This window comes from Pseudomonas sp. TR47 (assembly GCF_044143025.1).
Classification (GTDB): domain Bacteria; phylum Pseudomonadota; class Gammaproteobacteria; order Pseudomonadales; family Pseudomonadaceae; genus Aquipseudomonas; species Aquipseudomonas putida_E.
In genome coordinates, this window is the sequence record NZ_JBHFCS010000004.1 from 131,920 (window position 1) to 148,974 (window position 17,055).

Here is a 17,055-nt window from a genome sequence, read left to right on the forward strand (position 1 = left end):
TCAGTGTCGATGGCAGGCATGGATATCCACGATTGTTCCTTATGCTGGGGGTGAGGTGAGGATGTGCCGCTCAATCAATCCTGAAGGAAGTACCATGAAGGCTATTGGTGATGAGTTGCTGAGCCTTGAAGCCGAACGCCAGCGCGCCTTGGTCCACGAGGACCATGAGCAGCTCGAGGTGCTGTTCGACGATGATCTGCTTTATGTCCACACCACGGGGCTGGTGCAGGACAAAGGACAGTACCTGGATTATGCCCGCAATGCCGTGCGCTACCTGGCCGTGGATCGCGGTGAGCTGACGGTGCGGGTGTTTGCCGACGGGCTGGCGCTGATGAGCGGGGTGCAATGCAACCTGCTGCAAAAACGCGGCGGCGGCGAACCGGTGCGCGCCGAAGGTTTCGCCACGCAGCTTTGGGTCAAACGGGAGAAGGGGTGGCGGATCGCATCATTCCACGGTACGCGGGCACCGGCCTGATGACGGCATGAACCGCTGACAGGCACCGGGGCAGTCGCCATAAAGGCTGCCCCGGCACCTTCACCAGCAAGGGTTCAGGCGGTATGCCCGCCGAGCGTTTCGGCAACCCAGTCGGCGATGAACTGGCCGGCATTGATGCTGTTGTCGAAGCTTGAATGCTGCACGCCGCCTTCGCGCTCAGTGAAGACCTTCAATTCGCGCTTGGGGCTGTTGACCAGCTGCTCGTAGGTGCGATGGGCCCACTTGAGCGGGATCTGCGAGTCCTTTTCGCCGTGGGTCACCAGGAAGGGGACGCGAATGCGGTCGAGCACGCCATCAAGGTGCACGTTTTCGGCAGTGGTCATGAATTCGTCCATGTCCTTGGCGCCCCAGACCCAGCACACGTGCGCCCAGTAATGCGGCACCGGGAAGTCGCCTTCCTTCTCCAGGCGACGCTTCTGTACATCCCGCCAGTCGTGGTTGGCGCCCCACACCACACCGCAGGCGAAGCGCGGTTCGAAGGCCACCGCACGTGGGCAGTAGTAACCCCCCAGCGATACCCCTTCCATACCGATGCGCTTGGGGTCGACTTCCGGGCGGGTTTCCAGCCAGTCCACTACGCGGCTGGCCCAATGCTCGCTGTCGTAACGCGCGGTCAGGCCTTGCAGGCGCAACGCCTCGCCCGTGCCGGGTTGGTCGATGATCAGCGAGGACACGCCACGTTTGGCCAGCCACGCTGGCAGACCGACGCGGTACTTCATCTCTTTGGTCGAATCCAGCCCGTTGACCTGCACCAGCAGTGGTGCCGGGCCGGTCGTGCCTTCGGCGCGCACGAGCAGCCCGCTCAGATGCTGGCCTTCGTAGGGGATTTCCACCCGCTCGCAGTTTTCCCGGGACAGGTCGATGCCGCGGGCGAAGGTCTCGAGAAAACGCTGGTACAGGGCCTCGCGCCCTGGCGCACCATGCGCCTGCAGGCGTTCGCAGGTCAGGTAGTAAGTGGCAGCGCGGTTGTATTTTTCGCCAGCGGACAGGCATCGGCCTGCGGCCTCGTCTTCTTCGGCCAGGGCGCAGAGCTTGTCGGCCATCTTCGACCAGGTTTCGCGAAACGCCTGGGTGCCGGCGGCGTCGGGTTGCAGGGCCGCCTCCTGCAGCGGCGCGCACATCGCTTCGATCTCGCCCAGGCGGGCGCCCATTTCGATGGCCAGGTCCACCGAGAGATTCCAGACATAGTTGGTGGGGAAGTAACGGAACATTGTTGTTGTCCTTCTGCGGTCGTTGAGTCCGGCGCCTGACAATTGCGACAGGTACGCAAGGCGCTGTCCGAAGGCAAGGTACGCAGACACGGCGAGGTGGGGCCAATCGTGAACAAGGATGCGAGGTATCGCCAAACGCGATGCCCCGGCGACGTTGCGCCGGCCGGGGCGATGGCTGCCGCTCAGGCGCTGGCGAGCAGGGCGTCGGGTTGCTGGTCGACGTGCTGAATGAAGTCGCTGATGCGTTCACGCAACCAGCGGTGCATGGGGTCACCCTCCATGCTGCGGTGCCAGAGCATGAATTCGCGCATCACCGGGATCTTCACCGGTGGCGGCAGGATGCGCAGGGGCAGGTAGCGGGCATACAGCTGCGCCAGGCGCCGGTGCATGGTGGCCACGCGGGGGGTGCCTACCAGCAGCTGCGGCAGGGTGTTGAAGTCGTTGGTAATCACTTCCAGGCGGCGGTTGAAGCCGTACTGGTTCATGAACCAGTCCTCGATGCTCAGGTGCCGGTTACGGCCAAAGCCCACCGAGATATGCCCCATCTGCATGTACTGCTCCAGCGTCAGGCTCTCGCCGACTTGCGGATTGTCGCGCCAGACCACGCACACGTGGTCTTCCTCGAACAACAGCTGCGACGGGTGGCCATCGATGAGGTAACGCTCGGGCACGATCATCATGTCGACTTCGCCGCGCATCAGAAGCTCGGCGCTGTTGTCACCGGGGCTGATCATTTCGAAGGTGATGTGCGGCGCCTGAAGGTGGATTTTCTGGATGACCTGGGCGAACAGCACGCTGATCAGGTAGTCCGAGGTCACCAGGCGCAGGTGCCGTTTGCTGCTCGAGGGGTCGAACACCGGCTTGGCGGTAATCGAGGAGCGGATGGTCAGCAGCACCTCGCGCACCGGCTGGGCCAGCTCCAGTGCATAGGGTGTGGGCTGCATCTTGCGGCCGACCTGCACCAGCAGTTCGTCCTCGAAAAACGTTCTCAAGCGGCCCAGCACCCCGCTGGTGGCCGATTGCGTCATGTGCAGGCGTTCAGCGGCACGGGTGATGTTCTGCTCTTCGAGCAGGACATCCAGTGCGACCAGCAGGTTCAGATCCAGGTGGTGAAAGCGCATGGTGATAGCTCACGGTTCTTGTAGTTATTTTCGCGATACCTTCCCGCCGCATTGCCGATACGTCAAGGCCAATCCGCTGTCCACCCGAGCCAACGCCAGGCGCCATGGGCTTGCGCACAGGTATCGCGATTACCGATGCCTCGCATCCTGACTCGCGATTGGTCAGCCTGGCCGATCAGCCAGCAATCTGCCCTCCAGTCGAGCGGCCTGCCCGCCGCGCCGACCTGCTACCGGTGACCCTGGCTGGCACCGAACAACAATTTCAATGGAGTGGTAGCCATGAACATTCTTGGACTCGACGCACTGGTATTCGGCGTCGACGATATCCAGGCCTGCGCCGATTGCCTGCGTGATTACGGCCTCACAGCCGTACAACTGGATCCCGACGGTGGCCGTTTCGAAGCACTCGACGGCACTGCGATCATCATCCGTCACGGCGATGACCCCCACCTGCCGCCGGCGCTGGGCCCGACCCCATCGCTGCGTGAAACCGTTTACGGCGTGGCAGCGACGCAGGACCTTGAGGCCATCGCCGACGAGCTGGGGCGCGACCGCGAGGTGCGCCGTGACGAGCAGGGTGTGCTGCACAGTGTCGACGACCTGGGCTTTGCCATCGCCTTCCAGGTCTCCTGCAGACGCAGCTTCCAGGCGCCGGCCGACCTCACCAACGCTCCCGGTAGCGCGCCGCAGCGCCCACTCAACCAGTTGGGCATCACGCTGGACATGCCAGCGCAGCCGCGCACCTTGTCTCATGTGGTGTACTTCGTGCCCGATGCGGCCAAAGGCGAAGCCTTCTATCGCGACCGCCTGGGCTTCGTCACCACTGACAGTTTCATCGGCGTCGGCCCGTTCATGCGTACCGCTGGCATGGACGATCACCACTGCCTGTTCATGATCCAGACGCCGCCACACATGCAGGGCTGCGAGCATTTCACCTTCCATATGGGCAGCGGCACGGAAGTGTTGCTGGCCGGCAATCGCTTCCAGCAAAAGGGCTGGACCAGTTTCTGGGGCCCGGGCCGTCACCTGCTGGGCTCGAACTGGTTCTGGTACTTCAACAGCCCGCTGGGCTGCCACATCGAGTACGACGCCGACATGGACAAGCATGACGATGAGTGGGCGGCGCGCCAGGCACCGATGTCGGCCGACAACTCGCAGCTGTTCCTTTTCGCTTCGCGGGAGAAGTGGGCGCCCGGTGGCCCACCGCCAAAGCAGCCCTGAGCTGTGCCTTGCGTGGCGCTGTGCCCGCTCGCGGAACTGGGCGAGGGCAAGGCACGCGGCTTCGACCCGCAGGGCAGGGGGGCAGACAGCCTGTTCGCCCTGCGGCACCGCGGCGTTGTGCGTGTTTACCGCAACCGGTGTCCGCACCTGCTGGTACCGCTGGAGTACCGCAAGGACCGCTTCCTCAGTGCCGATGGCCAGTGGGTGGTCTGCTACGCCCATGGCGCACGCTTTCGGCCTGACGATGGCACCTGCGTTCACGGCCCTTGCCGTGGCGATGCGCTGCAGGCGCTTGATCACCGCGAGGTGGACGGCTGGCTGGTAGTGCCGCTGCAACAGTTGCACCCCTGAGGTATCGCGCCGCGTGATAGGTCGCATCCCAGGACTCGATTGGTCAAAGCCCGGCGCTGCCGGGAAGCTGTGCCCAAGGCACAGGAAATGCCCGCCGCCCACGCTGCGGCGAACAACAAGAACAAGACGTGAGGGATGCCATGAATACTGTGAGCAACGTACTGATCGTGGGCGGCGGGATTGGCGGGCTGTGCGCCGCCATCGCGCTGCGCCGCAAGGGGATGGCGGTCGACCTGGTCGAACTCAAGACCGAGTGGACCGTCTACGGCGTCGGCATCATCCAGCAGAGCAACGTGGTGCGCGAGATGCACCGCCTGGGGGTGCTCGATGCCTACCTGAGCGCGGCCTACGCCTTCGAGGACGTAGCCATCTACACCACTGAAGGCCACCAGCTGGCGCGTATTCCGGGGCAGCGCCTGGCCGGCCCGCAGTACCCGGCCAACGTCGGTATCTCCCGCCGTGCCTTGCACAAGGTGCTGAGCGAAACCGCCATCGAACTCGGTACCCAGGTGCGCCTAGGCACCTCTGTGGAGAGCTTCGAGCAGGATGCCACTGGCGTGGACGTGCTGTTCAGCGATGGCCGCCAGGGGCGCTATGCGTTGGTGGTCGGTGCCGATGGCCTGTACTCGAAGATCCGTGGTTTGCTGTTCGGTGATGCCTACCAGCCGCAATTCACCGGCCAGTCGGTATGGCGTCACAACTTCCCGCGCGCAGCCGGTATCGACCACCTGGCCAATTACCAGGGCCCCTCGGGCAATGCTGGGCTGGTGCCGCTGGCCGACAACCTGATGTACCTGTTCACCACCTCCCATGAACCGGGCAACCCGTGGATGGACCCGGCCGGGCTTGCTGCTGGCCTGCGCCAGCGCCTGGCGGGGTTTGGCGGGTTGATCGGTGAGCTGCGCGAACAGATCCGTGACAGCGCAGAGGTCGTCTACAAGCCACTGGAGGCGGTGTTCGTCGACGAGCCCTGGTACCGCGGCCGCGTGCTGCTGATTGGCGATGCGGCCCATGCCACCACACCGCACCTGGGGCAGGGTGCGGGCATGGCCATCGAAGACGCCGTGGTGCTGGCCGAAGCGCTGACCGCCGGCGGCAGCCTGGACGAGCAGTTGCAGTGCTTCATGGGCCGCCGTTTCGAGCGCTGCAAGTTCATCAGCGACATGTCGCTGCTGGCGGGCGAGAAAGAGGTCCAGCGTGACCCGTCCTTTGACCGCATCGGCCTGGTCAAGCAGATGCTGGAGGTCACGGCCCGGCCGATCTGATACCTGTGCCCGGCGCACCCTGCCTTGCTGGCGCGCCGCGACGCATGCCAACACCGACACAAGAACAAGAAAGAGGAAACCACGATGTTGACTCGTAAAGGTGCAACCGCCCGGCCGTTGCCGCCGCTCAAACCCCTCACCCTGGCGATTTTTGCGCTCGCGGCCAGCCAGGCCCAGGCGCTGCAATTCGATACTGGCAACCCGGACCTGAGGGTACGCTGGGACAATACCCTGAAGTACAGCGCCGCCTGGCGCACCCAGGATGCCAGCAGCAAACTCACCGAGGGGCAGACGGCACTGAACCTGGATGATGGTGACCGCAACTTCGACAAAGGCCTGATTTCCAACCGGCTGGACCTGCTGTCAGAGCTGGATGTGACCTACGGCAACGTCGGCGCCCGGGTCAGTGGCGCGGCCTGGTATGACGATGTCTACAACCAAGGTACCGACAATGGCGACCCCAGCCGCGCCAACAGCTATTCGGTAGATTTCGACGAGTTCACCGATGACACCCGCACCTTGCACGGGCGCAAGGGCGAGCTGCTCGATGCGTTCATCTTTGGCAAGGCCGAGATCGGTGAACTGCCGGTGTCTGGCCGCCTGGGCCGTTACGCCATGCAGTGGGGCGAGAGCCTGTTCTACGGAATGAACGGCATCGCCGGGGGCATGGCGCCGGTGGATGTGGTCAAGGGCCTGTCGGTGCCCAACACCCAGTTCAAGGAGCTGATCCGCCCGGTGCAGCAGATTTCCGGGCAGTTGCAGCTGACGCCGGATGTTTCCCTGGGCGCCTACTACCAGTTCGAGTGGGAGGCCAACCGCCTGCCGGCAGCCGGTAGCTATTTCTCCAACGACGACTTCTTTGGGGACGGCGCAGAGCGCATGTTCGTTGGCGCGCCGGTGTTCCCTGGTGGCCAGCCACTGGCCTTCTATCATGGCAACGACAAGGAAGCCAAAGACTCGGGGCAGGGCGGTGTGCAGTTGCGTTGGCGCACCGAGACCGTGGACTGGGGGCTCTATGCCATTCGCTTCCACGACAAGTCACCGCAGCTCAACGTACGCCCCGACTTCGCCAACCTCGACCCGGTCAGTGGCAAGGCCGGCGAGTTCTACTGGGTGTACCCCGAGGGCATCGAGGCACTGGGCGCCAGTTTTTCCACCACCCTGGGCAACTTCAACGTCGCTGGCGAGCTTTCCACCCGTTGGAACCAGCCACTGGCCTCGACCAACCAGCATGCACTGGCGACGGGCGAGGTGATCGACAACGACGACAACCCGGTCTACGCCACCGGCCGCACGCTGCATGCCAACGTCTCCTGGCTGGCGAGCCTGGAGCCTAACTTCATTGCCGCCGAGTCGACCTTCCTGGGCGAGATTGCCTGGAACCGGGTGATGAGCGTGAGCAAGAACGCCGACGCCGTCGACCCCAACGCTGACCGGGACGCCACCAGCCTGCGCCTGGTCTTCGAACCGATGTACCGGCAGATCTACCCAGGCCTGGACCTCTCGGTGCCGATCGGGGCGAGCTACACCAACGGTGCCTCGATGGCCTTGGGTACCGGCTTTGGCACCGACCATGGCGGCGACCTGAACATCGGCCTGAAGGGCAACTATCTCAATACCTGGAGCCTTGGCCTGACCTACACGCATTACTACGGCCCGGAAAACACCTTCCTCGATGCCGACAACAACTACACCTTCGAACAGTCGCTCAAAGACCGCGACTTCATCGCCTTCACCGTCAGCCGTACCTTCTGACCGAGGACTACCCGATGAAACACAACAATAAAGTCGTTTCCCTGTTCACTGCCCTGAGTGCCTCGCTGCTGCTCGCCCACGGCGCTTTTGCCGCGGTGTCCCCCGAGCAGGCGGCAACGCTCAAGACCACACTGACCCCATTGGGCGGCGAGCGTGCCGGCAATGCCGACGGCAGTATCCCCGCCTGGACCGGCGGTTACACCCAGGTCGACGCCGCTTACAAGGACGGCGGCAAGCGTGGCGACCCGTTCGCCGCTGACAAGCCGCTGCTGACCATCACTGCGCAGAACATGACGCAGTACGCTGACAAGCTGACCCCAGGCATCCAGGCGATGCTGAAGAAGTACCCCGACAGCTACCGGTTGGACGTCTACCCGACCCACCGCAGCGCTGCCGCACCGCAATCGGTGTATGACGCAACCTTTGCCAACGCCACCAGCGGCAAGTTGGTGGACGGCCCTGCCGGCGCCATGCCCGAAGGCGCCTCCGGGGGCATTCCGTTCCCGATCCCGGGCAATGGCGTAGAAGCCATGTGGAACCACCTGCTGCGCTGGCGCGGGGCCTCGTGGCACGCCAGCTTCAACCAGTACCTGACCACCGCCGACGGCAAGCACGTGCTGACCAACGATTCGCGCGCCGATTTGCAGATGCCCTGGTATCTGCCTGGGGGCAGTGGTGACAAAGGTGTGTTCTGGTCCATCCGCATGACCAACGATGGGCCGCCATTGCGGGCGGGCGAGGCCATCACCGGCCTTGAAAACCTCAATGCCGATAAAGCGGCGGTGTGGACCTACCTGCCTGGTCAGCGCCGCGTGCGCCGCCTGCCCAATGCCTGCTGCGACACGCCGACCCCAGCTACAGCGGGGGTGATGAGTTTCGACGAACTGTACGTGTTCAACGGCCGCCTGGACCGCTTCGACTGGAAGCTGGTGGGCAAGAAAGAGATGTACATCCCCTACAACGCCAACAAGGTGTTTACCGCCGCCAACGCCGAAGCGCTGCTCGACCCGCATCACCTCAAGCCACAAGCCATCCGCTGGGAACTGCATCGGGTGTGGGTGGTGGAGGCGACGCTCAAGGAGGGCCAGCGTCACGTGATGCCCAAGAGCACCTACTACCTCGATGAAGACACCTGGGCGGCGGTGCTGGGTGAGCGATACGACGCACGCAACCAGTTGGCCAAAGTGGTCTGGACCTCGCCGGTGGTACTGCCTGACCTGCCTGGCGTGGTGACCTTGACCAACGGCTTCTATGACCTGCTGTCCGGCGCGTGGTTTGCCGGCGATCTGTTTGCCGGCAAGCAGGAGCAGTACCGCATCGTGCCGCCCTACAAGGACTCGGTATTCACCGCCGATGCCATGGCGGGTGAGGGCGTGCGCTGAGCAGGCGCCTTGCACCTGGGCTGTATCGACTACAAGAACAAAAGGTTGCGTGCGATGAACAAGATGCTCCATGGCTGGCTGCTGGCCGCCTGTTGCGCGCTGCCCCCGGCCTACGCCGGCGGTAGCGTGGATGTGCTCTCGCAGCCCGCAGTGCAGGGCCCCCAGGCCTTGCGAGCGGTGTTGCAGGATGTGGCCCGTGCCGGTACGCGCCTGGTGTCGGTGGGCGAACGTGGCGTGGTGCTGCTCTCGGATGACAACGGCAAGGCCTGGCGCCAGGCCAAGACCGTGCCGGTGAGTGTCAGCCTGACCGCGGTGCAGTTCGTCGACGAGCGCAACGGCTGGGCGGTTGGCCACGCCGGCGTAGTGCTGCGCAGCGAGGATGGCGGCGAGCACTGGACTTTGCAGCTCGACGGCAAGCGCGCCGCTGCGCTGGAGTTGCAGGCAGCCGAGGCATCTGCTGATGAGCGCCGTTTGGCCGCGGCACAACGGCTGCTGGCCGACGGTGCCGACAAGCCGTTGCTGGCGCTGAGCTTTGCCGATGCGCAGCACGGCCTGGTCGTGGGCGCCTACGGCCTGGCCATGATCACGGCCGACGGCGGGCGCAGCTGGCAGTCCGGCATGGGCCTGTTGCCCAACCGCCGCGGCCTGCACCTGTATGCCTTGGCACGTCAGGGCGCTGACGTGTATGTCGCCGGCGAACAGGGCCTGCTGCTGCGTTCGCGCGATGGCGGTGCTCATTTCGAGGCTTTGCAAGGCCCTTATGACGGGAGCTACTTCGCTGCCAGCGTGCTGCCCAACGGGCGGCTGCTGGTCGGCGGGTTGCGCGGTTCGTTGTTTGCCTCCGATGACGGCGGTGCCAGTTTCCAGGCGTTGGCCAACCCGATTCCTGCTTCGCTCAACGGCATCCGCGTCGCCGGTGATCACGTGTTGCTGGCCAACCAGGCCGGGATGCTGCTGCGCAGCAGCCTCAGCGACTTTGCCGCGCATCCCTTGCCGGTCTCCGATGGCCTGCCACTGACTGCCGCCACCACTGCCGCCGACGGTGCCATCGTCGCCGTCGGCATGGCCGGTGCACGCCGCCTGGCACCTTCTTCTTCCTCTTCCACGAAGGACTGAGCCATGCATGCCATGAATCCGCCCGCGCCTTGCAGCGGCCGTCTCGATGACTTCGACAACATGTCCGGGTCGCTGCTGGAGCGTGCACTGTTCAACCACCGGGCGCTGGTCCTGCTGTTGTGCCTGGCCGCGACCTCGCTGCTTGGCTGGCAGGCCACGCGCCTGACGCTCAACGCCAGCTTCGAGAAGACGATTGCGCGCGATCACCCATTCGTCCACAACTACCTGGAACACCGCCAGGAACTTGCCGGCCTGGGCAACGCGGTGCGCATCGCCGTGGCCAACCCCAGTGGCAGCATCTACGACAAGGACTATCTGCACAGCCTGCAGCAGCTCAACGACGCGGTGTACCTGCTGCCGGGCGTCGACCGTGCGGCGATGAAGTCGCTTTGGACCCCCTCAACCCGCTGGGCCGGGGTGACCGAGGAGGGCCTGGAAGGCGGCCCGGTGATCCCCGACGGCTACGACGGCGGCCTCGCGAGCCTCGAAGCGCTCAAGCGCAACGTCGAACGCTCAAACGAGATCGGCCAGTTGGTGGCCTTCGACCAGCGTTCGAGCATCGTCTACGTGCCGCTGCTGGAAACGACGCCGGACGGCAAGGCGCTTGACTACACCGCCTTCGCCAGCGAACTGGAAACCCTGCGTGAACGCTTCCAGCAGCAGGGTGTGCAGATTCACATCACCGGCTTCGCCAAGGTGGTGGGCGATCTGATCGATGGGCTGAGGCAGATCCTGCTGTTCTTCGCCGCCGCCATCGCCATCACGGCTGTCGTGCTCTATTGGTACACCCGATGTGCGCGCAGTACGGCGCTGGTGGTGACCTGCTCACTGGTGGCAGTGATCTGGCAAATGGGCCTGCTGCCGGTGCTGGGATACGAACTGGACCCGTACTCGGTGCTGGTGCCGTTTCTGGTGTTCGCCATCGGCATGAGCCATGGCGCACAGAAGATGAACGGCATCATGCAGGACATCGGCCGCGGCATGCACCGCCTGGTGGCGGCGCGCTTCACCTTCCGCCGGCTGTTCCTGGCCGGGCTCACTGCGCTGTTGTGTGATGCAGTGGGCTTTGCGGTGCTGATGATCATCCGTATCCAGGTGATCCAGGACCTTGCCGTCATCGCCAGCCTCGGCGTGGCGGTGCTGATCTTCACCAACCTGATCCTGCTGCCGGTGCTGCTTTCCTATGTCGGCGTCAGCGCCCGAGGTGCGCGCCGTAGCCTGCGCGCCGAAGAGGCGGAGGCAAGCGGGGCGCAGAAGCACGCGATGTGGCGCCTGCTGGACCACTTCACCCGGCGCCGCTGGGCGGCGTGGTGCATTGCACTGGCAGTACTGATGGCCGCTGGCGGATTCGCCGTGAGCCTGCACCTGAAAGTCGGTGACCTGGATGCTGGCGCCCCCGAGCTGCGTGCGGACTCGCGTTACAACCGCGACAACGCCTTCATCACCGAGCATTACGGTGCCAGCAGTGACGTGTTTGCGGTGATGGTGCGCACGCCAGCCGGCGGCTGCTCGGCCTACGATACCCTCAAGCGTGTGGACGACCTTGACTGGCAGTTGCGCGGCCTGCCGGGCGTGGACTCGACCAACTCACTGGCGCTGCTCAACCGCAGGGTACTGGTTGGCCTGTCTGAAGGCAGCCCGAAGTGGTACGAGCTGGTGAACAACCAGGCGACCCTGAACATGGTCACCGCCAACGCCCCGCGCGGGCTGTACAACGATGACTGCAGCCTGCTCACGCTCTATGCCTACCTCACTGACCACAAGGCCGACACGCTTGCGCGGGTGGTGGACAGCGTGCAGGCCTTTGCCCGCGACAACGACAGCGAACAGGCCACCTTCCTGCTCGCTGCCGGCAGCGCCGGCATCGAGGCCGCCACCAACCAGGTGGTGAAACAGGCCAACCGCGACATGCTCTGGTGGGTTTATGGGGCCGTCATCCTGCTTTGCCTGGTGACCTTCCGCTGCTGGCGTGCGGTGCTTTGCGCGGTGTTGCCGCTGGTGCTCACCTCGATCCTTTGCGAAGCGTTGATGGTGGCGTTGGGCATCGGCGTGAAGGTGGCGACCTTGCCTGTGATCGCGCTCGGCGTCGGCATCGGAGTGGACTACGCGCTTTATGTGATGAGCATCGTGCTGGCCCAGCTGCGACAGGGGGCGAGCCTTTCCCAGGCGTATTACCGCGCGCTGCTGTTCACCGGCAAGGTGGTGATGCTGACTGGCGTGACCCTGGCCATTGCGGTGGGCACCTGGATCTTCTCGCCGATCAAGTTCCAGGCAGACATGGGCGTGCTGCTGGCCTTCATGTTCGTGTGGAACATGGTTGGGGCACTGGTCCTGCTGCCGGCACTGGCCTACTTCCTGCTGCCGCAAGGCCAGGTGCGTTCGCAGGCGGATCCGGTGTTGCCTGCTCGTGAGCCTTTGTCGCAACAGTGCCTGGCAGGCGCTGAACTCACCCCGCGCCAGGCGAAGCTTCATTCGCTGGAGGAGGTGAGCCATGGCCGCTGAACGTATCGCCGGCAGTGTTCAGGCGCTGCTATTGCTGTTCGGCAGCTGCCTGCCGGTGCTGGGGGCAGTGCTGATCGCGCCTGTGCTGCCACGCATGCAGATGCATTTCACCGAGACGCCCGGCGTCGCGGTGCTGGTACCGGTCGTGCTGACGCTGCCTGCGCTGGTGATTGCGTTGGCGGCACCATGGGCCGGGATGCTGGCGGACCGTGTCGGCCGACGGTCTTTGCTGCTCGCCAGCATGCTGCTTTACAGCGTCTGCGGGGTGCTGCCGCTGTGGCTGGATTCACTTGGCCTGATCATCGCCAGCCGCGCCGGCATTGGCCTGGCCGAAGCCGGGATCATGACCTGCTGCACCACATTGATGGGTGACTACTTCGATGGCCAGCGCCGGGAGCGCCTGTTTGCCCTGCAAATGGTCGCCACTTCGCTGTCAGCCGCCCTGTTCATGGGGCTGGGCGGGGCACTGGGCGAGAACAGCTGGCGTACGCCGTTCGCGCTGTATGCAGTCGGCGTGTTGTGCCTGCCGCTGATGGCCTTGCTGTTGTGGGAACCTCAGGCCCGCCGTGTCGAACCTCAACACGCCCAGGCTTCACGCTTTCCCTGGGCCGCCTTGGCGCCGATCTACCTGCTGACCGGCCTGGCAGGTGTGAGCCTGTTCATCGTACCTGTGCAGGTTGGTTACCTGCTGCAACTGCTGCAGGTGGATGCGCCCCAGCAGGTGGGCCTGACCATGGGCGCCAACCAGCTCGGCGTGCTGGCCGGCGCACTGGCCTTCCGTTTGCTGGCCCGCCAGCCTGCTGGCCGCCTGCTGGCGCTGGGGTTTGCCACGGCGGGGCTTGGCGGCGGGCTGATGGCGCTTTCCACCAGCCACGCAATGGTGGTGTTGGCCGTAATGGTCAATGGCCTGGGCGTGGGCCTGTTGCTGCCCACCCTGATCAGCCAGGTCATGCAGCACGTCGGTTTCGACCAGCGCGGCCGGGCCACGGGCGGCTTCACCGCAGCGATTTTCGCCGGTGAATTCATCAGCCCTTTGCTGGTGCTTGCGCTGACCGGCGGCGCGGCGCCGCATCTGCCCCAGGCGCTGCTACTGGTTGCCCTCAGCCAACTGATCCTGGCGCCGCTGTGCCTGCTGCTGTTGCGTCGCGCCCGCGCGGCGGGCGCAGTGGGGGCGCTGTGAACGATCAGCTTTCCAACACAGGCCCAGGTGCCGCCCCTGGCACCGGCCACGGTAATTGACAGGAGACAGCATGCAGTCACTTGCAACCTTCAAACGCGTCGTCACCGGCCACGACTCCCAAGGGCAGGCGGTAGTGGCCAGTTGTGGCCCTACGGCGCATGACTTTGCGCTCAAGGCGGTGCCTGGCACGGTGTTCTACGAAGTGTGGAACAGTGCCGGCAGCCCGGCGCTGCTGGATAACGGCGACGACCCGACCGCCCGGCCCCTGCAATTGAGCCCCGGCCCGTTGGGCAGTGTGATCCGCGTGGTGGATATCCCGCCGGACAGCCTGCAGAACCAGGTCAGCGCTGAGCAGGCGGCGGCCGCCTTCGCCGAAATCGGCGAAGCGCATGCCGGCACCGGCAACGCTGATTCAAAGCACAAACTGATGCACCGCACAGAAACCCTGGATTACGGGATCGTCACTGAAGGTGAGGTGTGGCTGGTGCTGGACGGCGACGAGGTACACCTCAAGCGGGGTGACATCGTCGTGCAGCGCGGCACCAACCATGCCTGGAGCAACCGCACCGCGCAGATGGCCCGCATGGTGTTCATCCTGCTTGACGGTCGTTACGCCGAGCAGCTCAAGGAGGTGCTGCCATGAAGCTCGCCACACTCAATGACGGTAGCCGCGCTGGCCGCCTGCTGGTGGTTGCCCGCAACCTGGAGCGGGCGGTGGAGGCCAGCAGCATCGCCGCTACGCTGCAGGCTGCACTGGACGACTGGGCGCAGGTCGAGGGCGACCTGCAGCAATTGTATGAGCAACTCAACGCCGGGCAGGCCCCGGGTGCGTTCGACCTTGACCTGGCACTGCTCGCCGCGCCGCTGCCCCAGGCCAGGCAGTGGCTGGACGCTTCATCCTTCCTCAGCCACGGCGAGCTGATGCAGAAGGCCTTCAACCTGGACCCCATCGATGGCGTCGAGCACATACCGTTGATCTATCAGGGGGCCGGCGACGACTTTCTTGGGCCGCGGGCCGACATTCCCTTGCCCAGCGAGGCCCACGGCATCGATTTCGAGGGCGAGTTCGCGGTGCTGGTCGATGACGTGCCCATGGGCTGCCCGCCGGACCGGGCCTTGCAGCATGTGCGTCTGGTGCTGCAACTCAACGACGTCAGCTTGCGTGCACTGGCGCCCAGGGAAATGAAGACCGGCTTCGGCTTTGTCCAGGCCAAGCCCGCCAGCAGCTTTGCTCCGGTGGCGGTTACCCCCGACGAACTCGGCGACGCCTGGCGCGACGGTCGTGTGCACCTGCCGTTGAACGTGGAGTGGAACGGCGAGTGGTTTGGCCACCCCCATGGCGGAGCCATGCATTTCGGGTTCCACCAACTGATCGCTCACGCGGCGCTGACCCGGCGCCTTAGCGCCGGCACCTTGATCGGCTCGGGTACCGTGTCCAACGCGGACCGTTCCGTAGGGTCGGCGTGCATCGCTGAGCGCCGTGCCATTGAAACCATCGCCCACGGTGCACCGCGCACGGCCTTCATGCGCTTCGGCGACCGCGTGCGGATGGAGGCACGGGATACCTCAGGCGAGGTGCTGTTCGGCGCCATCGAGCAGCGTGTGGTGCCGGGAGGTTGGCAATGCGCGTGATGGTCAGCGGGGCCAATGGCTTCGTCGGTCGCCAGCTGGTAGGGCGCCTGCTGGAGGCGGGGACGCTGCGCGGGCAGCGCATCCAGGCATTGCTGGTGCTGGACCAGCAACTGGACGGGTTGCCCGACGATGCGCGGCTACGGCGCCATTACGGCAGTGTCACCGACCCTGCCTTGTTGCGCCGGGCGCTGGCCGATGGTGTGGATGTGGTGTTCCACCTGGCCAGTCTGCCCGGGGGCGCCGCAGAGGCGCAGTACGAGCTGGGTTACCAGGTGAATCTGCAGGGCAGCCTGGAGCTGCTCGACCAGTTGCGCAATGCCCGGCAACCGCCAGTGCTGGTGTACGCCAGCAGTGTTGCGGTGTATGGCGGCGATCTGCCCCAGCGCATGGATGAAGACCAGCCGGCCGCACCACAACTGTCCTATGCGGCCCACAAACGCATGGTGGAAATCGCACTGCAGGACCTGGCGCGTCGCGGCGAGGTGGATGGCCGCGCGCTGCGCCTGCCCGGCATCGTCGCCCGGCCGCGCGAGCCGAACGGCCTGCGCTCGGCGTTCATGAGCGACTTGTTGCACGCCTATGCGGCTGGCGAACCCTATACCTGCCCGGTCTCGGCTCAAGCAAGCGCCTGGTGGATGTCGGCGCGCTGTTGCGTGGACAACCTGCTGCATGCCGCCGAACTGCAAGACCCGGGCTACGGGCGGATCTGGCAGTTGCCCGTGCTGCACTTGTCGATCGCCCAGGTGCTTGCCGGGCTGCAGGCCTGCCTTGGCGACGAGAACCATGCATGCATCAGCTTCGATCCCGAGCCACAGCTCGAAGCGCTGTTCGGTCGTTATCCACCCTTGCGCACAACCCAGGCCCGCAAGCTGGGCTTCTGCCATGACGGCTCAGTGCTTGGCCTGCTGCGCAACGCCCTTGATCTGCCACCGCGCCGCAGTATTGCGGCAACCCGTAAAGGAATGTGTGCATGAACGTGAACAAGCGTCGCTTGCTGGACCTTTCTGTAACCCTGGACAACAACCCCTACACCGACCCACCGCCTTTGCTGCCAAAGATCGACTACATGGACCACCAGCAGGGCTGGCCGGAAATGGCCGCGATGTTCCCTGGCCTGCGCAAGGAAGACCTGCCGGGCGATGAGTCGTGGGCAGCTGAACGGCTGCAGATCACCACCCACAGCGGTACGCACATGGATGCGCCCTGGCATTATGCGTCCACCACCAATGGCGGCGAGCGGGCGTTCGGCATCGATGAGCTGCCTTTGGAGTGGTGCCTGCAGCCGGGTGTGAAGCTGGATTTTCGCCACTTGCCGGACGGCCACGTGGTGACGGCGGCGCAGGTGGAGGCCGAACTGGCTCGCATCGGCCATCAACTGCAGCCGCTGGACATCGTGCTGGTCAATACCCGCGCAGGCAGCCTGTTTGGCCAGCCCGGCTACCTCGAAGCCGGGGTCGGCATGGGCCGCGAAGCGACGCTTTACCTGTTGGAGCGGGGCGTAAGGGTGGTCGGCACCGATGCCTGGAGCTGGGATGCACCGTTCAAGTACACCCGTGATCGTTTCAGCGCCACGGGCGATGCGTCGATCATCTGGGAAGGCCACAAGGCTGGCCGCGACATCGGGTATGGGCAGATGGAGAAACTGGCCAACCTGGAGCAGCTTCCGGCCTATGGCTTCATGGTCAGTTGCTTCCCCTACAAGATCCGCCAGGCATCCGCCGGGTTCGTTCGGGCAGTGGCCATCTTCGATTAGCAAGGCTGGCGGCCAGCCGCCGAGCTGGCCGCCCATCCCGGTACAACGATGGCGAGGTGAACTTTATCGG

The 17,055-nt window shown here is 64.9% G+C and carries 15 protein-coding genes; 13 read left to right on the forward strand and 2 right to left on the reverse strand.

The genetic code is table 11. The features are described from left to right. Nucleotides 1–94: 94 nt before the first annotated feature. A complete protein-coding gene (locus ACEWE8_RS06190; protein ID WP_046785553.1) occupies nucleotides 95–475 on the forward strand; it encodes a nuclear transport factor 2 family protein in 381 nt (126 codons plus the stop codon). Between the two features lie 74 nt (nucleotides 476–549). On the opposite strand, the gene ACEWE8_RS06195 is transcribed toward ACEWE8_RS06190, so the two are convergent. Together ACEWE8_RS06195 and ACEWE8_RS06200 are read right to left on the reverse strand one after the other, a co-directional pair. Beyond that, the gene (locus tag ACEWE8_RS06195) at nucleotides 550–1,707 is read right to left on the reverse strand and encodes a S9 family peptidase (RefSeq protein WP_046785552.1); all 1,158 of its coding nucleotides are present in this window, start codon (nucleotides 1,705–1,707) and stop codon (nucleotides 550–552) included. A gap of 182 nt (nucleotides 1,708–1,889) precedes the next feature. After that, nucleotides 1,890–2,828, reverse strand: coding sequence for a LysR family transcriptional regulator (locus ACEWE8_RS06200; protein WP_046785551.1), 939 nt, complete (start codon nucleotides 2,826–2,828; stop codon nucleotides 1,890–1,892). 279 nt (nucleotides 2,829–3,107) lie between these two features. On the opposite strand from ACEWE8_RS06200, the gene ACEWE8_RS06205 reads away from it, so the two are divergent. The 12 genes from ACEWE8_RS06205 (at nucleotide 3,108) to ACEWE8_RS06260 (ending at nucleotide 16,985) form a co-directional block, all read left to right on the forward strand. Beyond that, complete coding sequence (locus ACEWE8_RS06205; protein WP_046785550.1) at nucleotides 3,108–4,049, forward strand: VOC family protein; 942 nt, start codon at nucleotides 3,108–3,110, stop codon at nucleotides 4,047–4,049. Nucleotides 4,050–4,061: 12 nt separating this feature from the next. Then, nucleotides 4,062–4,400, forward strand: coding sequence for a Rieske 2Fe-2S domain-containing protein (locus ACEWE8_RS06210; protein WP_196998019.1), 339 nt, complete (start codon nucleotides 4,062–4,064; stop codon nucleotides 4,398–4,400). A gap of 140 nt (nucleotides 4,401–4,540) precedes the next feature. Then, nucleotides 4,541–5,665 (forward strand): FAD-dependent oxidoreductase, encoded by a 1,125-nt coding sequence (locus tag ACEWE8_RS06215; protein ID WP_046785548.1) that lies wholly within the window; start codon nucleotides 4,541–4,543, stop codon nucleotides 5,663–5,665. 84 nt (nucleotides 5,666–5,749) lie between these two features. Then, a complete protein-coding gene (locus ACEWE8_RS06220) occupies nucleotides 5,750–7,420 on the forward strand; it encodes a DUF1302 domain-containing protein (protein ID WP_046785547.1) in 1,671 nt (556 codons plus the stop codon). Between the two features lie 14 nt (nucleotides 7,421–7,434). After that, nucleotides 7,435–8,802: a DUF1329 domain-containing protein gene (locus tag ACEWE8_RS06225; RefSeq protein WP_046785546.1), complete on the forward strand. Its 1,368-nt coding sequence runs from the start codon at nucleotides 7,435–7,437 to the stop codon at nucleotides 8,800–8,802. Between the two features lie 54 nt (nucleotides 8,803–8,856). Next, nucleotides 8,857–9,918 carry a YCF48-related protein gene (locus ACEWE8_RS06230; protein WP_046785545.1) on the forward strand — a complete coding sequence of 354 codons (1,062 nt, stop codon included), beginning with the start codon at nucleotides 8,857–8,859 and terminating at the stop codon, nucleotides 9,916–9,918. A gap of 3 nt (nucleotides 9,919–9,921) precedes the next feature. After that, nucleotides 9,922–12,420 (forward strand): RND family transporter, encoded by a 2,499-nt coding sequence (locus ACEWE8_RS06235; protein ID WP_367903610.1) that lies wholly within the window; start codon nucleotides 9,922–9,924, stop codon nucleotides 12,418–12,420. Beyond that, nucleotides 12,410–13,600 (forward strand): MFS transporter, encoded by a 1,191-nt coding sequence (locus tag ACEWE8_RS06240; protein ID WP_046785542.1) that lies wholly within the window; start codon nucleotides 12,410–12,412, stop codon nucleotides 13,598–13,600. The genes ACEWE8_RS06235 and ACEWE8_RS06240 overlap by 11 nt, the downstream gene beginning before the upstream one ends. A 70-nt stretch (nucleotides 13,601–13,670) precedes the next feature. Beyond that, nucleotides 13,671–14,243 (forward strand): cupin domain-containing protein, encoded by a 573-nt coding sequence (locus ACEWE8_RS06245; protein ID WP_046785541.1) that lies wholly within the window; start codon nucleotides 13,671–13,673, stop codon nucleotides 14,241–14,243. Next, nucleotides 14,240–15,232, forward strand: a complete 993-nt coding sequence (locus tag ACEWE8_RS06250) for a fumarylacetoacetate hydrolase family protein (RefSeq protein ID WP_046785540.1) — start codon at nucleotides 14,240–14,242, stop codon at nucleotides 15,230–15,232. Before ACEWE8_RS06245 ends, ACEWE8_RS06250 begins: the two co-directional genes overlap by 4 nt. Continuing rightward, nucleotides 15,223–16,206, forward strand: coding sequence for an NAD-dependent epimerase/dehydratase family protein (locus ACEWE8_RS06255; RefSeq protein WP_046785539.1), 984 nt, complete (start codon nucleotides 15,223–15,225; stop codon nucleotides 16,204–16,206). Before ACEWE8_RS06250 ends, ACEWE8_RS06255 begins: the two co-directional genes overlap by 10 nt. Further along, entirely contained in the window at nucleotides 16,203–16,985 is a 783-nt protein-coding gene (locus tag ACEWE8_RS06260) for a cyclase family protein (protein ID WP_046785538.1), read from the forward strand. Before ACEWE8_RS06255 ends, ACEWE8_RS06260 begins: the two co-directional genes overlap by 4 nt. The last annotated feature ends 70 nt before the right edge of the window (nucleotides 16,986–17,055 follow it).